Source organism: Arthrobacter sp. Y3224198 (genome assembly GCF_059090025.1).
The window spans coordinates 114,345-128,732 of sequence record NZ_JBNHFG010000006.1 but is presented as its reverse complement, the minus strand read 5'-3'; the positions used below and the strand labels follow the sequence as shown (position 1 = coordinate 128,732).

The following is a 14,388-nucleotide window of genomic DNA, read 5'->3' as shown; positions in this document are numbered from 1 at the left end:
ACTGCCGCGGCCTTGCTGCCTAGTATCCGTTCAGCAGGGACTCGAGCCAAATGTCCGCGGCGCGGAACGCGTCGTCGCTGGTGTGCCGGGGCACCTCCGGTTCGCGGCGGTCCGCCCGCGGATAGGAGCCCAGGAAGCGCAGTCCCGGACTGATCCGGTGCAGCCCCTTCAAGGCGTCGGCCATGCGGGCATCGGCAACATGGCCGTCCGCGTCAATGCTGAAGAAGTAGTCGCCCAGGAACATGCCGGTGGGGCGGGACTCAATCCGGCTGAGGTTGACGCCGCGGGTGGAGAACTGTTCCAGGATTTCCATCAGCGCGCCCGGGTGGTCTTCCGGCAACGGGATGACCAGTGTGGTCTTGTCCGCACCGGTGGGTTCGGGCAGCAGCCCGGGCAGGCTGATCATCACGAAGCGGGTCACTGCGTCTCGCACATCGCCGATATCCTCGCGCAGCACCTGCAGGCCCAGCCGCTCCGCCACCAGCGGCGCGCAGATGGCGGCGTCGAAGGAGGGATCCGGTTCGCTCAGCTCCACCGCGGCAGCGGCCGTGGAGGACGCCGGGAGATATTCCGCATCGGGAATATTCGTCGCTGCCCACTCCCGGCACTGGGCCCAGGCGTGCGTATGGGTGGACACCGTACGGATGTCCTCCAACGCCACGCCCGGACGTCCGGCCAGCACAAAGGTGATGGGTACCAGGATCTCCCGCAGGATCCGCAGCGAGGCACCGGCGGACAGCGCATCCAAGGTGGCGGTGACGCCACCTTCCACGGAGTTCTCGATGGGCACCACAGCCGCGTTCGCCTGTCCGGAGCGGACCATCTCCAAGGCGGAATTCACACTGGCGGACGGGATCCGCACGGCATCCTGTGCGCCGGGCACCCTGAGCAGTGCCGCTTCGGTGAAGGTTCCTTCCGGCCCGAGGTAGGTGTACACCACCGTTTCGCCCAGCGGACCGGGATGATGCGGAGCGGACTGGGCGTGCGCGGTATGCGTCATTTAACGGTCGGTTCCTGCCCGTTGTCCGAAACCATCGGCTTGCCCGCTTCCAGCCAGGCGCCCATGCCGCCGTTGACGTTCACGGCCGAGTAGCCGTGGGCGTCCAGCCACTGGGTGGCGCGGGCGCTGCGGCCGCCGGTGCGGCAGATGACCGCAAAGTCCTGGTCCGGGTCAAGGTTGTCCAGGCTGTCCGGCAGCTGGTCCAGCGGAATGTGGACGGCGCCGTCCACGTGGCCGGCCTCCCACTCGTAGTCTTCCCGCACGTCAAGGATTTTTGCGCCTTCCGGGATGTTGTCCACGGATACGCTCTGCATCTCACTCATTGCTGCCCTCACTGTCCAACCGATATTGCATGGCGCCGCAGGCCCGTTCCGGGCCGGGCGGCGATCGTTTTGTCCAGCCTATAGTGGGACGCGGCCCGAAGAAATAAACGTCCAGGCCCGCACGCACCGGAGGTACGCAATGACCGCTCCCCACGAGATGACCGCCGTCGAACTGCGGGATGCCCTGGCCTCCGGCCAGCTGGGCGCCGAAGAGATTACCGCCCACTTCCTGTCCCGCGTCGATGCCCTGAACCCCGGACTGGGAGCCTTCCTGACGCCGACGCCGGAACTTGCCCTGGCCGAGGCCCGCGCTGCCGATGAACGCCGTTCCCGTGGCGAACAGTTGGGGATGCTGCACGGAATGCCCCTGGCCCACAAGGACCTCACCGACGTGGCTGGGGTGCGGACCACCATGGGAAGCGCGGCCCTGGATCCTTGGATAGCGAAGGAAGACGCTCCGCTTCCCGCCGTGTTGCGCCGTGCCGGCGCCATCAGCCTGGGGAAGACGCAGGTGCCGGAATTCGGGCTCAACAGCTACAGCGAAAACAGGGTGGGCCCGCCTGCCCGCAATCCGCGTGACCCACGCCTGAGCCCGGGCGGATCCTCCGGGGGCAGCGCCGCGGCTGTGGCTGCGGGCATGATTCCCTTTGCCCCCGGCACCGACGGCGGCGGATCGGTCCGTATCCCGGCGGCGGCCACCGGCCTGGTCGGTTTGAAGCCCAACCGCGGACGGATTCCCTCCGGCTCCGCGCAGCAGGATCTGGGCCAGTTTGTGGTGGCCGGACCGCTGGCCCGCAACGCCGCGGACGCGGCACTGCTGCTGGACGCCATGCTGGAAGAGCCGAATCACCGCGCCACCAGTGCGGCCCGGCACCAGGGGAGCTTCCTGGCGGCCGTCCGCCGGACCGAGGGCCGGTTCCGGATCGGTGTCAGCACCCGGTCCCCGTTCGAGTCCCGGCTGGATATTGTCCTTGAGGCGGAGGCAGTGGAAGCCCTCGACGCCGGGACCGCGGCACTGGTCGCTGCCGGCCACGACCTGGTGGACGCCGACCTCCGCTATGACGAGCGGTATCCGGACGCTTTCCAGACGGTCTGGACCGCATCCCTGGCCACGGCGGTGCTGGCGCCGGGCCGCGAGGAACAGCTCACTGACCTGTCGGCCACCATGCGGCGGCGGGCACAGGGCCGCACTGCCGCGGACCTGGTCACCGCCATCGACATCCTGCGGACCTTTGAAACGGAAACCATCCGGCAGTACAGCGCGTACGACATGATTCTCACCCCGACGCTGGCCATGACCCCCCGGCCCATCGGCTGGTACGAGGGTGGGGACGCGGACGAGGACTATGCACGGCAGTGCCGGTACTCCCCCTTTACCTCCATGGTCAACGTCTGCGGACTTCCCGCCATCAGCATCCCCGTGCTGGACACCGCGGACGGTCTGCCGATGGGCATCCAGCTGATCGGCAGGCCCGGTGCCGAAGCGGATCTGCTCGCCGTCGCCGCCCAGCTCGGGTACTGATCCCGCTGCGGCAGGGCTAGGGGGCAGCCAGTTCGGCAAGCAGGCGGTCGGACTCTCGCTGGCCTTCGACGTCGAAGGCTCCGCCGGTGACCAGCAGCTCATCCGCACCGGTGGCGTGCACCAGATCCGCCACGCGGCGGCGTACCGAGTCCGGGGTGCCGTGGATGGAGTCCGCCAGGAATCCGCGGACCAGGTCCTGCCTCCGGGCCGAACCCGTCACCTTCCCATCGGTAGCCGCCAGCGCCGGAAAAACACCCTTGGTCTTGGAGTCGGCCAGGGCGCCGGCTTCCGGAAGCAGCAGTTCGACGGCGGCCCGTTCCGTATCTGCAACCGCCACGTTTACGGCGGCCAGCACGTACGGCCGGGGGAATCGGTCCGACGGGCGGAACGCCGTCCGGTACCGCTGCAGGGCTGACCCCGGCCCGGAACGGAACAGGGCCGGACCGCCCAGGACCAGTCCGAGGCCCGCCTTCGCGGCGATATCCGCTCCCGACCCGGTGGCCAGGACAAACACGGGCGTTTGGCTCTTGTCCTGCGGCCTGGCGGTGATGGCGGCCGTTCCGTCGAGGTACGCCAGCAACTCGGCCAGGTGCTCTTCAAACTGTTCCGCCTCGGCTGTCCCGGCACGCAGTGCCCGGCGCACGGCAGCCGTGAACCCTAGGGACCGGCCCAGCCCCAGGTCAATGCGGCCCGGATACAGGGCAGCCAGGGTGGCGGCCTGTTCAGCCACAACGAGCGGTGCATGGTTGGGCAGCATGATTCCACCGGATCCGATCCGGATACTGTGCGTGCGGGCAGCAAGGGAGGCCATCAGAACGGCTGGCGCAGACCCGGCAATCCCGGCCACGGCATGGTGTTCGGCCACCCAGAAGCGCCGGTAGCCCAGCTTCTCGGCTGCCTCGGCCCGTTCCGCCACCGCCAGCAGCGCGTCGGCTTCGGAAGACCCTTCCCGGGAATTGGCCCGGTCAAGAATGGAAACAGGGATGTTCAGGGTGGACATACGGGTGCCAACCGCGCCCCCGCCCGCGGAATTCCGTCCCGCTTGTAGTCAAATCCGCTTGTTTGCGCCAAATCCGCGTGTAACGGGAGACTTAAAGCACGTAACCTCGCCAAAATCGAGCCGGAATCCGGTGACCTTCCCCACAGGGCTTCGAAAAACCTTCCCGGTCCGGAGCGGATTACGCAGGATTGTCCGGCGCCAACCCAAGGAAGGGGTGGGAACATTAATGGGTGAGCCATACCCCCAGTACCCCAGGCGTCCAAGAAGCGCGTAAAACCTTCTTCGGCCATCCCCGGATGTTGGCCAATCTTTTCAGTGTCGAGCTGTGGGAACGATTCTCGTTCTACGGCATGCAGGGCATCCTGCTGTACTACATGTACTACTCGGTCACTGAAGGCGGCCTCGGCATCGATGTTGCTGTTGCCACCTCTTTGGTTGGCGCGTACGGCGGTGGCGTTTACCTTTCCACCATTCTCGGCGCTTGGCTGGCCGACCGCGTGCTCGGCTCCGAGCGGGTCCTCTTCTACTCCGCAGCCATAGTCGTACTCGGCCACATTTCCCTGGCCGTACTTCCGGGTGCCGCGGGACTGGCTGCCGGCCTGATCCTCATTGCACTGGGCTCGGGCGGCGTCAAGGCCAACGCCACGTCGCTGGTTGGAACCCTGTACTCCGAGAAGGATGAACGGCGCGACGCCGGTTTCTCCCTCTTCTACATGGGCATCAACCTGGGCGCCCTGGTGGGCCCCCTCCTCACCGGCCTGCTCCAGGTCCGCCTCGGCTTCCACTACGGCTTCGGCCTTGCCGCAATCGGCATGGCCATCGGCCTGGTCCAGTACGGCCTCACGCGCAAATACCTGCCGGAAGCCGCGCATGAAGTAGCCAACCCGCTGCCCAAGCAGCAGTACCTCAAGGTCGGCGTGTACACCGTTGCCGCCCTGGTGGTGATTGTCCTGGCCGTGGTGTTCGGACTCCTGACCGCCACGAACCTCGCCGTGGTGATGGCCGCAGTGGCCATCCTGGCCGCGGTTGCCTACTTCGTCATCATCCTGGGCAGCAAGAAGGTCAACCAGGTGGAACGGCGCCGGGTGTTCTCCTTTATGCCGCTGTTCATTGCCAGCGCCGCCTTCTGGGCCCTGTTCCAGCAGCAGTTCACCGTGGTGGCGCTGTACGCCGACACGTCCCTGGACCGCACCATCTTCGGCTGGACCATGCCGCCGAGCTGGGTGCAGTCGATCAACCCGATCTTCATCATCATCTTCGCGGCCGTCTTCGCTGCGGTCTGGACCAAGCTGGGCGACCGGCAGCCGTCCTCGCCGCTGAAGTTCGCACTGGGCCTTGCCGTCATGGGCCTGGCGTTCCTCGCCTTCATTCCGTTCTCCGGCGGCGGCGCCAACAGCACCCCGCTGCTGGCCCTGGTCGGCATCCTGCTGCTGTTCACCTTCGCGGAACTCTTCATCTCCCCGATCGGCCTGTCCGTGGCCACCAAACTGGCCCCGGAGGTCTTCCGGACCCAGATGGTTGCCCTGTTCTTCCTCTCGGTTTCCCTGGGCACCACCCTTGCGGGCTGGCTGGCTCAATTCTACAACCCCGACACCGAGGTCAGTTACTTCCTGTTCAGCGGCGGAACCGCCATTGTCCTGGGCATCGCCCTGGCAGCGGCGACCCCGGCCATCAAGAAGCTGATGAGCGGCGTTCGCTAGCAAGCACGGCACGATACCCTCCACAGGGCGGCAGCACCGGAAAACCCGGAGCTGCCGCCCTTTTTGCTTTTCGTCATGTGCTTGGTGGGGACGGCACGGCGTGGTTAGGATGGCACCAGCTTCAGGAGACACGGCCGCCAAGCTCCGACTTGGCCGTGCACCAACCCCATGCTTCACGGGTGGTTCGGATGACGAAGCGGCCTGCACCGCCCTTCAGGGCATCCGGTGCAGGCAAGAGCACACGATCCCCGAGGATTCCCATGCGCAAAAGCACCGACCGTATCCTGACCACCCACGCCGGTTCACTCCCCCGCACACCCGAACTGCTCGCCGCCAATGCGGCCAGGGACGCCAACCCCGCGGACACCGCCGGCTATGAACAGCTGCTGCGGGATGCCGTAGCCGACCTGGTGCGGCGCCAGCAGGAGGCCGGCATCGATATCCCGAACGACGGCGAGTACGGGCACGCGATGTCCGCCGAGGTGGATTACGGGGCCTGGTGGTCCTACTCCTTCGCCCGGCTGAGCGGCCTGAGTGTGGCTGAAACGGGCATCTGGGACATGGAGCCGGTCCGTTCGGAACCGGGCAAGGTTGTTCTGACCAGCTTCGGTGACCGCCGCGACCGGGTCCGTTTCCGCGAGGCCTACACAGACCCGTCGTCGGGCATCACCACGGGCGCGCAGAAGGTTTTCCCGAAAGTCACCGGCAAAGTGGAATACACCGGGTACGACGCCGTGGCGGGAGATATTGCCAACCTCAAGGCAGGCCTGGTCGGGGCGGGCCTGTCGGAGGGCTTCCTGGCCTCCCTTTCGCCGGGCTCCTGCTCCCGGATCGCCAACGAGTACTACTCCACGGAGGAAGAGTTCATCTACGCGTGCGCCGATGCCATGCGCGAGGAGTACAAGGCGATCGTCGACGCCGGACTGATTGTGCAGATCGATGACCCCTCGATTGCCGAGAACTGGGACCAGATCAACCCGGAACCGTCGGTTCAGGATTACCTGCGGTTCACCCGGATCCGGGTGGAGGCCCTGAATTACGCCCTGCGCGGGCTGCCGGAGGAACAGATCCGCTTTCACCTGTGCTGGGGTTCCTGGCACGGCCCGCACACCACCGACATCGAGTTCCGCCACCTCGTGGACACCCTGCTGAGCATCAACGCCGGCGGCTACAGCTTCGAAGCCGGCAATGTCCGGCACGAGCACGAATGGCGGGTGTGGGAAGACACCAAGCTGCCGGACGGGAAAGTGATTATCCCCGGCGTCGTTTCCCATGCCACCAACGTGGTGGAGCATCCGGATCTGGTGGCGGACCGGATTGAGCGTTTCGCCCGGCTGGTGGGACGGGAGAACGTTATTGCCTCAACCGACTGCGGGCTGGGCGGCCGGGTGCATCCCCAGATTGCGGCTGCCAAGCTTGAGGCGCTCGGTGAGGGCGCCCGGCGGGCCAGCAACCGGCTTTGGTAGGTCCGGACCTAACCGTGCGGACCGCTGTTGGACTACAGTGGAAACCGTAAGGTTACTGATGGTTTGGAGCAAGGGAGGACGCAGTGGCAAAGACAGACAAGCCGGCGGAATCGTCGAATCCGATTGAGAACGCCGTGGAGAACCTCATGCAGACCTCGGAGGAGGTTCCGGACGGCAGCGGCAGCCAGGACCACTCCGATCCGCGCACCGAGGTGCACTCCAACCTTGCGCAGGGCCTGAATTCCGACAACGAGAACTTCAAGGCCAATCACAAGGACCAGTAGCACCTGCTGCGGGGAGGGAAACCTTCCCGCAGCTGCTTTTAAGGCGGCCGTTCGCTGCTATCCGTCCAGCCCGGCGCTGGTCAGTGCCAGCATCCCGGCGGCCGCGGCCAGCAGCCCCAGCGAAGACATGAAGTTGAAGATGGTTCCCGCTGCCTGCGGCCGGCCGTGGCCGAAATGGACGGCGGCGGCGCACCATGCCGCCGCGAACATCAGCACGGGCAGGATCCCGCCGGTAAACCCGGCCGCGTTTTCGGCCCACTCCGGCAGGTGAAACGCCGTCCGCTGACTCCAGGCGAACCAGAACACCGGGGACGCACAGAGGCAGGCAAGGTTCAGCACCACCATGCCCGTGCGGGTGCCCCGGCGCATCCCGGGGCGCCGGACCGTTACCGGAGCTGCTCCTGCCGCCATGGTGCCCCCTTCCTGCCGCCCCCGCTGCTGTCGGATAGAGCATACGGCCCCGGCGCCGGGATTTACGCGTAGGGGTCCGTCTGCCGTCCCCGCCGTTTCTTTGGCATGCTTAGGGGTATGTCTAATCGTGCAGGAAAACCAGCCGAACCTTCCGACCTTGTAGATCTCACAGCGCTGTTGGACGCCTATTACGACGTCGCGCCGGACCCTTCCAACGTTGCGCAGCGCGTTGCTTTCGGTACCTCCGGACACCGGGGATCTTCCCTGAACGGTGCCTTCAATGAACAGCACATTGCGGCCATCACCCAGGCGATCGTCGAGTACCGCACCTCGGCGGGCATTACCGGGCCGCTGTTCATGGGCAAGGACACCCACGGCCTGTCCGAGCCGGCGCAGAACACCGCCCTGGAGGTCCTGGCCGCCAACGGCGTGAACGTGCTGATCGACGCACGGAACGGTTTCACCCCCACGCCCGCCGTCAGCCACGCGATCCTGAAGTACAACGCCTCGCGGACGGACCAGGCAGACGGCATTGTGGTGACGCCGTCGCACAATCCGCCTTCCGACGGCGGGTTCAAGTACAACCCGCCCACGGGCGGTCCCGCCGGTTCGGACATCACCAACTGGATCGCGGACCGCGCCAACCAGCTGCTTGTTGCCGGCCTGGAGGGCGTGAAGCGGATTCCCCTGGGCGAAGCGCGGCTGGCCGACTCGGTGGGCACCTATGACTTCATGCAGAACTACGTCGAGGACCTCCCCTCGGTCCTGAACCTGGATGCCATCCGCAACGCCGGCCTGCACATCGGGGCGGATCCCCTGGGCGGCGCCTCCGTGGACTACTGGGGTGCCATTGCCGAACGGCACCGGCTGAATCTGACCGTGGTGAATCCCAATGTCGACCCGCAGTGGGCCTTTATGACCCTGGACTGGGACGAGAAGATCCGTATGGACTGCTCCTCGCCGTACGCCATGGCCTCCCTGATTGCCCGGGCGGACCGGTACGACATTGCCACCGGCAACGACGCCGACGCAGACCGCCACGGCATCGTTACCCCCGACGGCGGGCTGATGAATCCGAACCACTACCTCGCCACCGCCATCGACTACCTGTACCGCAACCGCTCCGGCTGGAGCGCGGACGCCATGGTGGGCAAGACGCTGGTCTCCTCCTCCATGATCGACCGGGTGACCGCCGACCTCGGCCGGGTCCTGATGGAGGTGCCCGTCGGCTTCAAGTGGTTTGTGCCCGGCCTGCTCTCCGGTGAAACGGCCTTCGGCGGCGAGGAATCCGCCGGTGCCTCCTTCCTGCGGATGGACGCGACGCCGTGGAGCACCGACAAGGACGGCCTCCTGCTCGCGCTGCTGGCCTCCGAAATGACGGCCGTCACCGGCAAGACCCCCTCGCAGCGGTACCGCGAGCTCACCAACCGGTTTGGCGATCCGGAGTACGCCCGCGTGGATGCTCCCGCCACCAGGGAACAGAAGGCAGCGCTGGCCAAGCTCTCGCCGTCGGACGTCACCGCCACCACCCTGGCCGGCGAGGAGATCACCGCCCGCCTCACGGAGGCACCCGGCAACGGAGCGCCCGTCGGCGGACTGAAGGTAACCACCGAGAACGCATGGTTTGCCGCCCGGCCCTCCGGCACCGAGGACGTCTACAAGATCTACGCCGAGTCCTTTAAGGGCGAGGAGCATCTGCACCAGGTCCAGGCCGAGGCCAAGGCCATTGTGGACGGCGTGATTTCCTAGGAAGCAACCGCACAAAAGAGGTGCACGGCCCGGCGGGCGGTGCACCTCTTTTGGGTTTCGGGCCTGCCCTAGAGCAGCCGCCGGAGGATCTGCTTCTTCACCCCGTTGTAGGGCGGGTACGCGAACCGGAGCGTGTCCAGCAGGGTTCCCTTGGTGAAGACCGGACGCAGCTGGCTGAACGTGTCGAAGGTGTACTTGCCGTGGTACGCCCCGGTTCCGCTGGCGCCGGCGCCGCCGAAGGGCAGTCCCGGCACGGCCAGCTGCACGGTGCTGGCATTGTGGTTGATGCTGCCGGCACGCACCCCTGCTTCAAACGCCTGCCGGGCAGGCGCCGAATTGGTGTAGAGGTAGGCCGAAAGCGGCACCGGGCGGGCATTGATGAACTCCATCGCCTCATCCAGGTCCTTCACTGTCAGCACGGGCAGGATGGGCCCGAAAATCTCCTCCTGCATCACCGGCGAGCCCGGATCCACATCCGTGAGGATGGTGGGCTCGAGGTACAGCGAGGCCCGGTCGCTGCGCCCGCCGGCCAGCACGGTGCCGCTCTCCAGCAGCCCCACCAGGCGCTCCCAGTGCTGTTCGTTGACAATCCGCCCGAAGTCCTTGCTCTTGGACGGATCCTTGCCGAACAGCTCCGCCACCGCTTTGACGAGGTGCTTCTGCAGCGCCGGAGCGGCTTCCTCTGTGACGAGCACATAATCCGGCGCCACGCAGGTCTGCCCGGCGTTGAGCAGCTTGCCGAACACCAGCCGGCGGGCCACGCCGGCCCAGTTGCCGTCCAGCACCACGGCCGGGGACTTGCCGCCCAGTTCCAGGGTGACCGGTGTCAGGTGCTCGGCGGCGGCCTGCAGGACAATCCGCCCAACCCGCTCGCCGCCGGTGAAGAAGATCGAGTCGAAACGTTCCTTCAGCAGCGCGGTGCTGGTTTCCTGTCCGCCCTGGACCACGGCCACGGCGTCGGCATCCAGGTAGCGGGGCACCAGTTCCGCCAGCGCGGCCGATGTCGCCGGGGCCAGTTCGCTGGGCTTGAGCACCGCAGCGTTGCCCGCGGCCAGGGCACCGACCAGCGGGGCCAGCACCAGCTGCACGGGATAGTTCCAGGGACCGATGATCAGCACCACGCCCAGCGGCTGCGGCTGGGTCTTGGCCGACGCCGGCATCAGGCCAAGCGGTACCGGAACCCGCCGGCTGCGCGTCCACTTGTCCAGGTGCTTGAGTGCGTGCTCAGCCTCGGCCCGTACCAGCGACAGTTCGGTCACATAGCTTTCGAGCGGGTTCTTGCCCAGGTCCGCGGCCAGGGCGTCGGAGAGCTGCTGCTCGCTTTCACGGAACAGCCGGATGAGTCCTTCCAGCTGGGCGCGCCGCCACGCCAGCGGGCGGGTGCGGCCGGAGGCATATGCCTTCCGGACCCGCTCCAGCACCACCGGTACCGTTGCTCCGGTTCCGGCAGGCGTGCCGGAGTCGGAAGAGAAGGCGGAAACCATTTCACTCATGCCTTGCCGGCTTCCTTCGGCTCGACGGCCGGTTTGCGGCCGGTGAAGTGGTCCATGGACTGGTAGACCTTGAACACCCGTCCGGCCACCACATCCCAGGCGGGCTGCGGCAGCACGTTGCGCAGTGCGCTGCCCAGCGCCACGGTCCACGGCAGCTGGATCCGTGCCTTGCCGGCCAGCAGGGCCTCCCAGGCCCGGTCCACCACGTACTGCGGTTCCATCAGCGGGGTCATCAACGGTCCGCGTGCCCCCTCGAACATGCCGGTCTTGATGTAGCTGGGGATCAGGGTGGTGACGGCAACATGGCCGTTGCCGGATTCATTCAGTTCCAGCCGCATGGAATCGCTCCAGCCGATCACCGCCCACTTCGAGGCCGTGTAGACGCTCATCTTGGGCACCGAGAGCGTGCCGGAGGCCGATGCCACGTTCAGGATGCGGGCCGGAGTGCGGCGTTCGATCATGCCGGGCAGGAAGGCGCGGGTCACCTGCATGGGGGCCAGCGTATTCACCTGCATCACGGCGTCGATATCTGCTTCGGGAGCGTGCTCCCAGAAGTACTTTCCGCGCACGATCCCGGCGTTGTTGATCAGGATGTCCGGCACGCCGGCGTCGCGGATGACCTTTTCCGCCGTGGACTGGATGTCCGGCAGGGAACTGACGTCCACCGCGTAAGGGTAGATCGCGGAAGAGCCCTGCTCCCGCAGCTCGGCTGCAGTACCCTCCAGGGCCTCGGCATTGAGGTCCCACAGCACCACGGCGGCCGCCCCTTCGCGGACGGCACGTTCGGCGTAGAGCCGGCCCATGCCCATTGCTGCGCCTGTGATGAGAACTACGCGTCCTGAAACTGAAATGCTCATGCTGCTCCATCGTCTAGATCGGTATGAAATCAAGGGTCCGCCGGCCGGGCCGGGCGCGCACTTCTATGCAACGTAACATCTGCGCAACGAGGGCCGGTTAGAATTTTGATTAAAACCCCCTGTCTTCGGAAGGCACCACCATGAGCAGACTCGGTACGGCCTGGACACTGCACGGAGACGGCAAAACCATCAAACCCGGGGCCTATGTTGCTCCGGAGGAACGTCTGAGCTGGCCGCGCACCATCGGAATCGGTTCCCAGCATGTGGTGGCAATGTTCGGCGCCACGTTCCTGGTCCCGTTGCTGACCGGCTTCCCGCCGGCCACCACCCTGCTGTTCTCCGGCATCGGCACCATCCTGTTCCTGATCATCACCGCCGGTAAGGTCCCCAGCTACCTCGGCTCCTCCTTCGCCTTTATTGCCCCCATCACCGCCGCCACCAGCCAGCACGGGCCGGGCGGCGCACTGGGCGGCATCATCATGGCCGGCGCTGCCCTGTTCCTGATCGGCCTGGCTGCGCAGGTGGCCGGCACCCGGTGGATCCAGGTCCTGATGCCGCCGGTGGTCACCGGTACCATCGTGGCCCTGATCGGGTTGAACCTGGCCGGCTCGGCCCGGACCAACTTTGAAAAGGGACCCGTGACGGCCGTGGTCACCGTGGCGGTGATCCTGCTGGCCACCGTGCTCTTCCGCGGGTTCTTTGGGCGGCTGTCCATCCTCATCGGCGTCCTGGCCGGCTACGGTGTGGCCATGCTGCGCGGCGAAGTGGATTTCGACGCCATCAATTCCGCCGCCTGGTTCGGGCTGCCCGACTTCCATGCGCCGAGCTTCCACTTCTCCGTGATCGGGCTGTTCGTCCCGGTGGTGCTGGTGCTGGTGGCGGAGAACATCGGGCACGTGAAGTCGGTTGCGGCCATGACCGGCCGGGACCTGGACCCGTACGCGGGCCGCGCACTGATGGCCGACGGCCTGGCCACCATGCTCGCCGGCTCCGGCGGCGGTTCAGCCACCACCACCTACGCCGAGAACATCGGCGTGATGGCCGCTTCCCGCGTCTACTCCACCGCCGCCTACTGGGTGGCGGGCATCGTTGCCGTCCTGCTCAGCCTGTTCCCGAAATTCGGTGCGCTCATTGCCACCGTCCCGGCCGGCGTCCTGGGCGGAGCCGGCGTGGTGCTGTACGGCATGATCGGCATCCTGGGCGTGCGGATCTGGGTGGATAACCGCGTGAACTTCTCCAACCCGATCAACCTCTCCGCCGCAGGGCTGGGCCTGATCGTTGCCATCGCGGACTTCACCTGGGTGATCGGCGACCTGACCTTCGGCGGCATCGCCCTGGGCACCGGCGCCGCCCTGGTGGCCTACCACGGAATGCAGTCCATTGCCCGCTGGCGCGGGACCGATCCGGACGAGCCGCGCGAAGACGCCGGGGCCACGCCCAGCCGCCTCGGCTAGTGCCGGGCGTCAGGCCCCTTCAAGGACCTGGCGGGTGGCCCAGGCGACGTACTTTTCCGCCTGGGCCATGGCATCCTGGGGCCGCTGCACCACGTCCAGCAGGCTGACCGCCGCAACAATCCCGTACTCCTGGAGCTGGCCCGGGCTCAGCGTGATTTGCCCGGCCACCGCCACCACGGGAATGCCCGCGTCCCGGGCCAGGATGGCGACTTCCAGCGGTGCCTTCCCGTACCGTGACTGTTCATCCAGGGAGCCCTCGCCGGTGAGCACCAGATCGCAGCGGGTCAGCGCCTCGGCCAATCCGGTGAACGCGGAGAGCAGTTCAAATCCCGGTTCCAGGGACGCTTTGGTGAAGGCCAGGAACCCGGACGGGAACCCGCCGGCCGCCCCCGCCCCGGGAACGTCGACGTCGATGCCGGTAGCCTCCTTCAGCAGCCGCGCCCAGTTCCCCAGGGCTTCTTCCAGCAGGTCCTGGGCGGCAGCATCCGCCCCTTTCTGGCCGCTGAACACCGCCGCCGCGCCTTCATAACCCAGCAGGGGATTGCGGACGTCGGCAGCAATCCGCAGCTGAACGGACGCCAGCCGCGGATCCAGCCCGGACGCATCCACGGACGCCGCCCGGAGCAGTCCTGCACCGCCGGGCGGAACCGGGTTCCCGGCGTCGTCCAGGATCTTCAGGCCCAATGCCGTCAGCGCTCCGGCACCGCCGTCCGTCATGGCTGATCCGCCGATGCCCAGGATGATGGAGTCCACGCCGGCCGCCAGCGCTTCGGCAATCAGCTGCCCGCTGCCGTAGCTGGTGGCCGCCAGCGCGGTCTCCGGAGAAGGGTCCAGCAGGGTCAGCCCGGAGGCCCGTGCCGTCTCAATCAGGGCAGTCCCGCCGGAGAGGGCCCACACCGCACTGATTTCCCGCCCCAACGGACCGGAGACCCGGGCCGGGCGCAGATCGGCGCCGGCCGCAATGGCGGCGTCGAGGGTGCCTTCCCCGCCGTCGGCCACGGGCACCACCGTGACGGAGGCCTCGGGGTAGACCGCAAGAACCCCCTCGGCCATGGCCGCCGCGGCTTCCGCCGATGTGAGGGAACCTTTGAACTTATCGGGGGCAATAACTACGCGCATTCCTTTATCC

General features: G+C 66.9%; 13 protein-coding genes and 1 riboswitch. Of the genes, 6 read left to right on the top strand and 7 right to left on the bottom strand.

Going from position 1 to position 14,388, the window contains the following annotated elements; translation table 11 throughout:
* Positions 1 to 19 precede the first annotated feature (19 nt).
* Together pheA and AC5RUF_RS05430 are read right to left on the bottom strand one after the other, a co-directional pair.
* On the bottom strand, positions 20 to 1,000 hold the full coding sequence (gene pheA / locus AC5RUF_RS05435; RefSeq protein ID WP_493997122.1) for a prephenate dehydratase: 981 nt from the start codon (positions 998 to 1,000) through the stop codon (positions 20 to 22).
* Entirely contained in the window at positions 997 to 1,323 is a 327-nt protein-coding gene (locus AC5RUF_RS05430; protein ID WP_494129944.1) for a rhodanese-like domain-containing protein, read from the bottom strand. The genes pheA and AC5RUF_RS05430 overlap by 4 nt, the downstream gene beginning before the upstream one ends.
* Before the next feature lie 139 nt (positions 1,324 to 1,462).
* Between AC5RUF_RS05430 and AC5RUF_RS05425 the strand changes: the two genes are divergently transcribed.
* Complete coding sequence (locus AC5RUF_RS05425) at positions 1,463 to 2,845, top strand: amidase (protein WP_494129943.1); 1,383 nt, start codon at positions 1,463 to 1,465, stop codon at positions 2,843 to 2,845.
* 16 nt (positions 2,846 to 2,861) lie between these two features.
* On the opposite strand, the gene AC5RUF_RS05420 is transcribed toward AC5RUF_RS05425, so the two are convergent.
* The gene (locus AC5RUF_RS05420) at positions 2,862 to 3,845 is read right to left on the bottom strand and encodes an MsnO8 family LLM class oxidoreductase (RefSeq protein ID WP_494129942.1); all 984 of its coding nucleotides are present in this window, start codon (positions 3,843 to 3,845) and stop codon (positions 2,862 to 2,864) included.
* 296 nt (positions 3,846 to 4,141) lie between these two features.
* Between AC5RUF_RS05420 and AC5RUF_RS05415 the strand changes: the two genes are divergently transcribed.
* From AC5RUF_RS05415 to AC5RUF_RS05405, 3 genes are all read left to right on the top strand, one after another.
* A complete protein-coding gene (locus AC5RUF_RS05415; RefSeq protein ID WP_494129941.1) occupies positions 4,142 to 5,545 on the top strand; it encodes a peptide MFS transporter in 1,404 nt (467 codons plus the stop codon).
* Between the two features lie 119 nt (positions 5,546 to 5,664).
* Positions 5,665 to 5,789, top strand: a riboswitch (SAM riboswitch).
* A 16-nt stretch (positions 5,790 to 5,805) separates the two neighbouring features.
* Positions 5,806 to 7,011 (top strand): cobalamin-independent methionine synthase II family protein, encoded by a 1,206-nt coding sequence (locus AC5RUF_RS05410; RefSeq protein WP_494129940.1) that lies wholly within the window; start codon positions 5,806 to 5,808, stop codon positions 7,009 to 7,011.
* Positions 7,012 to 7,094: 83 nt separating this feature from the next.
* Positions 7,095 to 7,295, top strand: coding sequence for a hypothetical protein (locus tag AC5RUF_RS05405; RefSeq protein ID WP_493996094.1), 201 nt, complete (start codon positions 7,095 to 7,097; stop codon positions 7,293 to 7,295).
* Positions 7,296 to 7,352: 57 nt separating this feature from the next.
* Here the strand turns inward: AC5RUF_RS05405 and AC5RUF_RS05400 are convergent, their stop codons facing one another.
* Positions 7,353 to 7,706, bottom strand: coding sequence for a hypothetical protein (locus AC5RUF_RS05400; RefSeq protein WP_493996095.1), 354 nt, complete (start codon positions 7,704 to 7,706; stop codon positions 7,353 to 7,355).
* Between the two features lie 117 nt (positions 7,707 to 7,823).
* Here AC5RUF_RS05400 and pgm point away from each other — a divergent pair, with 117 nt between their 5' ends.
* Complete coding sequence (pgm, locus tag AC5RUF_RS05395) at positions 7,824 to 9,455, top strand: phosphoglucomutase (alpha-D-glucose-1,6-bisphosphate-dependent) (protein ID WP_494129939.1); 1,632 nt, start codon at positions 7,824 to 7,826, stop codon at positions 9,453 to 9,455.
* A 68-nt stretch (positions 9,456 to 9,523) separates the two neighbouring features.
* On the opposite strand, the gene AC5RUF_RS05390 is transcribed toward pgm, so the two are convergent.
* Positions 9,524 to 10,948, bottom strand: coding sequence for an aldehyde dehydrogenase family protein (locus tag AC5RUF_RS05390; RefSeq protein ID WP_493996097.1), 1,425 nt, complete (start codon positions 10,946 to 10,948; stop codon positions 9,524 to 9,526).
* Positions 10,945 to 11,805: an SDR family NAD(P)-dependent oxidoreductase gene (locus tag AC5RUF_RS05385; RefSeq protein WP_493996098.1), complete on the bottom strand. Its 861-nt coding sequence runs from the start codon at positions 11,803 to 11,805 to the stop codon at positions 10,945 to 10,947. The genes AC5RUF_RS05390 and AC5RUF_RS05385 overlap by 4 nt, the downstream gene beginning before the upstream one ends.
* Before the next feature lie 140 nt (positions 11,806 to 11,945).
* On the opposite strand from AC5RUF_RS05385, the gene AC5RUF_RS05380 reads away from it, so the two are divergent.
* On the top strand, positions 11,946 to 13,259 hold the full coding sequence (locus AC5RUF_RS05380) for a uracil-xanthine permease family protein (RefSeq protein WP_493996099.1): 1,314 nt from the start codon (positions 11,946 to 11,948) through the stop codon (positions 13,257 to 13,259).
* Between the two features lie 9 nt (positions 13,260 to 13,268).
* Here AC5RUF_RS05380 and AC5RUF_RS05375 read toward each other — a convergent pair whose 3' ends face one another.
* The gene (locus tag AC5RUF_RS05375) at positions 13,269 to 14,378 is read right to left on the bottom strand and encodes a glycerate kinase (protein ID WP_494129938.1); all 1,110 of its coding nucleotides are present in this window, start codon (positions 14,376 to 14,378) and stop codon (positions 13,269 to 13,271) included.
* Positions 14,379 to 14,388 lie beyond the last annotated feature (10 nt).

Excerpts from the sequence above, each read along its gene's own strand:
- pheA (WP_493997122.1), bottom strand. The coding sequence starts at position 1,000 with ATGACGCATACCGCGCACGCCCAGTCCGCTCCGCATCATCCCGGTCCG.
- AC5RUF_RS05430 (WP_494129944.1), bottom strand. The coding sequence starts at position 1,323 with ATGAGTGAGATGCAGAGCGTATCCGTGGACAACATCCCGGAAGGCGCA.
- AC5RUF_RS05425 (WP_494129943.1), top strand. The coding sequence starts at position 1,463 with ATGACCGCTCCCCACGAGATGACCGCCGTCGAACTGCGGGATGCCCTG.
- AC5RUF_RS05420 (WP_494129942.1), bottom strand. The coding sequence starts at position 3,845 with ATGTCCACCCTGAACATCCCTGTTTCCATTCTTGACCGGGCCAATTCC.
- AC5RUF_RS05415 (WP_494129941.1), top strand. The coding sequence starts at position 4,142 with ATGTTGGCCAATCTTTTCAGTGTCGAGCTGTGGGAACGATTCTCGTTC.
- AC5RUF_RS05410 (WP_494129940.1), top strand. The coding sequence starts at position 5,806 with ATGCGCAAAAGCACCGACCGTATCCTGACCACCCACGCCGGTTCACTC.
- AC5RUF_RS05400 (WP_493996095.1), bottom strand. The coding sequence starts at position 7,706 with ATGGCGGCAGGAGCAGCTCCGGTAACGGTCCGGCGCCCCGGGATGCGC.
- pgm (WP_494129939.1), top strand. The coding sequence starts at position 7,824 with ATGTCTAATCGTGCAGGAAAACCAGCCGAACCTTCCGACCTTGTAGAT.
- AC5RUF_RS05390 (WP_493996097.1), bottom strand. The coding sequence starts at position 10,948 with ATGAGTGAAATGGTTTCCGCCTTCTCTTCCGACTCCGGCACGCCTGCC.
- AC5RUF_RS05385 (WP_493996098.1), bottom strand. The coding sequence starts at position 11,805 with ATGAGCATTTCAGTTTCAGGACGCGTAGTTCTCATCACAGGCGCAGCA.
- AC5RUF_RS05380 (WP_493996099.1), top strand. The coding sequence starts at position 11,946 with ATGAGCAGACTCGGTACGGCCTGGACACTGCACGGAGACGGCAAAACC.
- AC5RUF_RS05375 (WP_494129938.1), bottom strand. The coding sequence starts at position 14,378 with ATGCGCGTAGTTATTGCCCCCGATAAGTTCAAAGGTTCCCTCACATCG.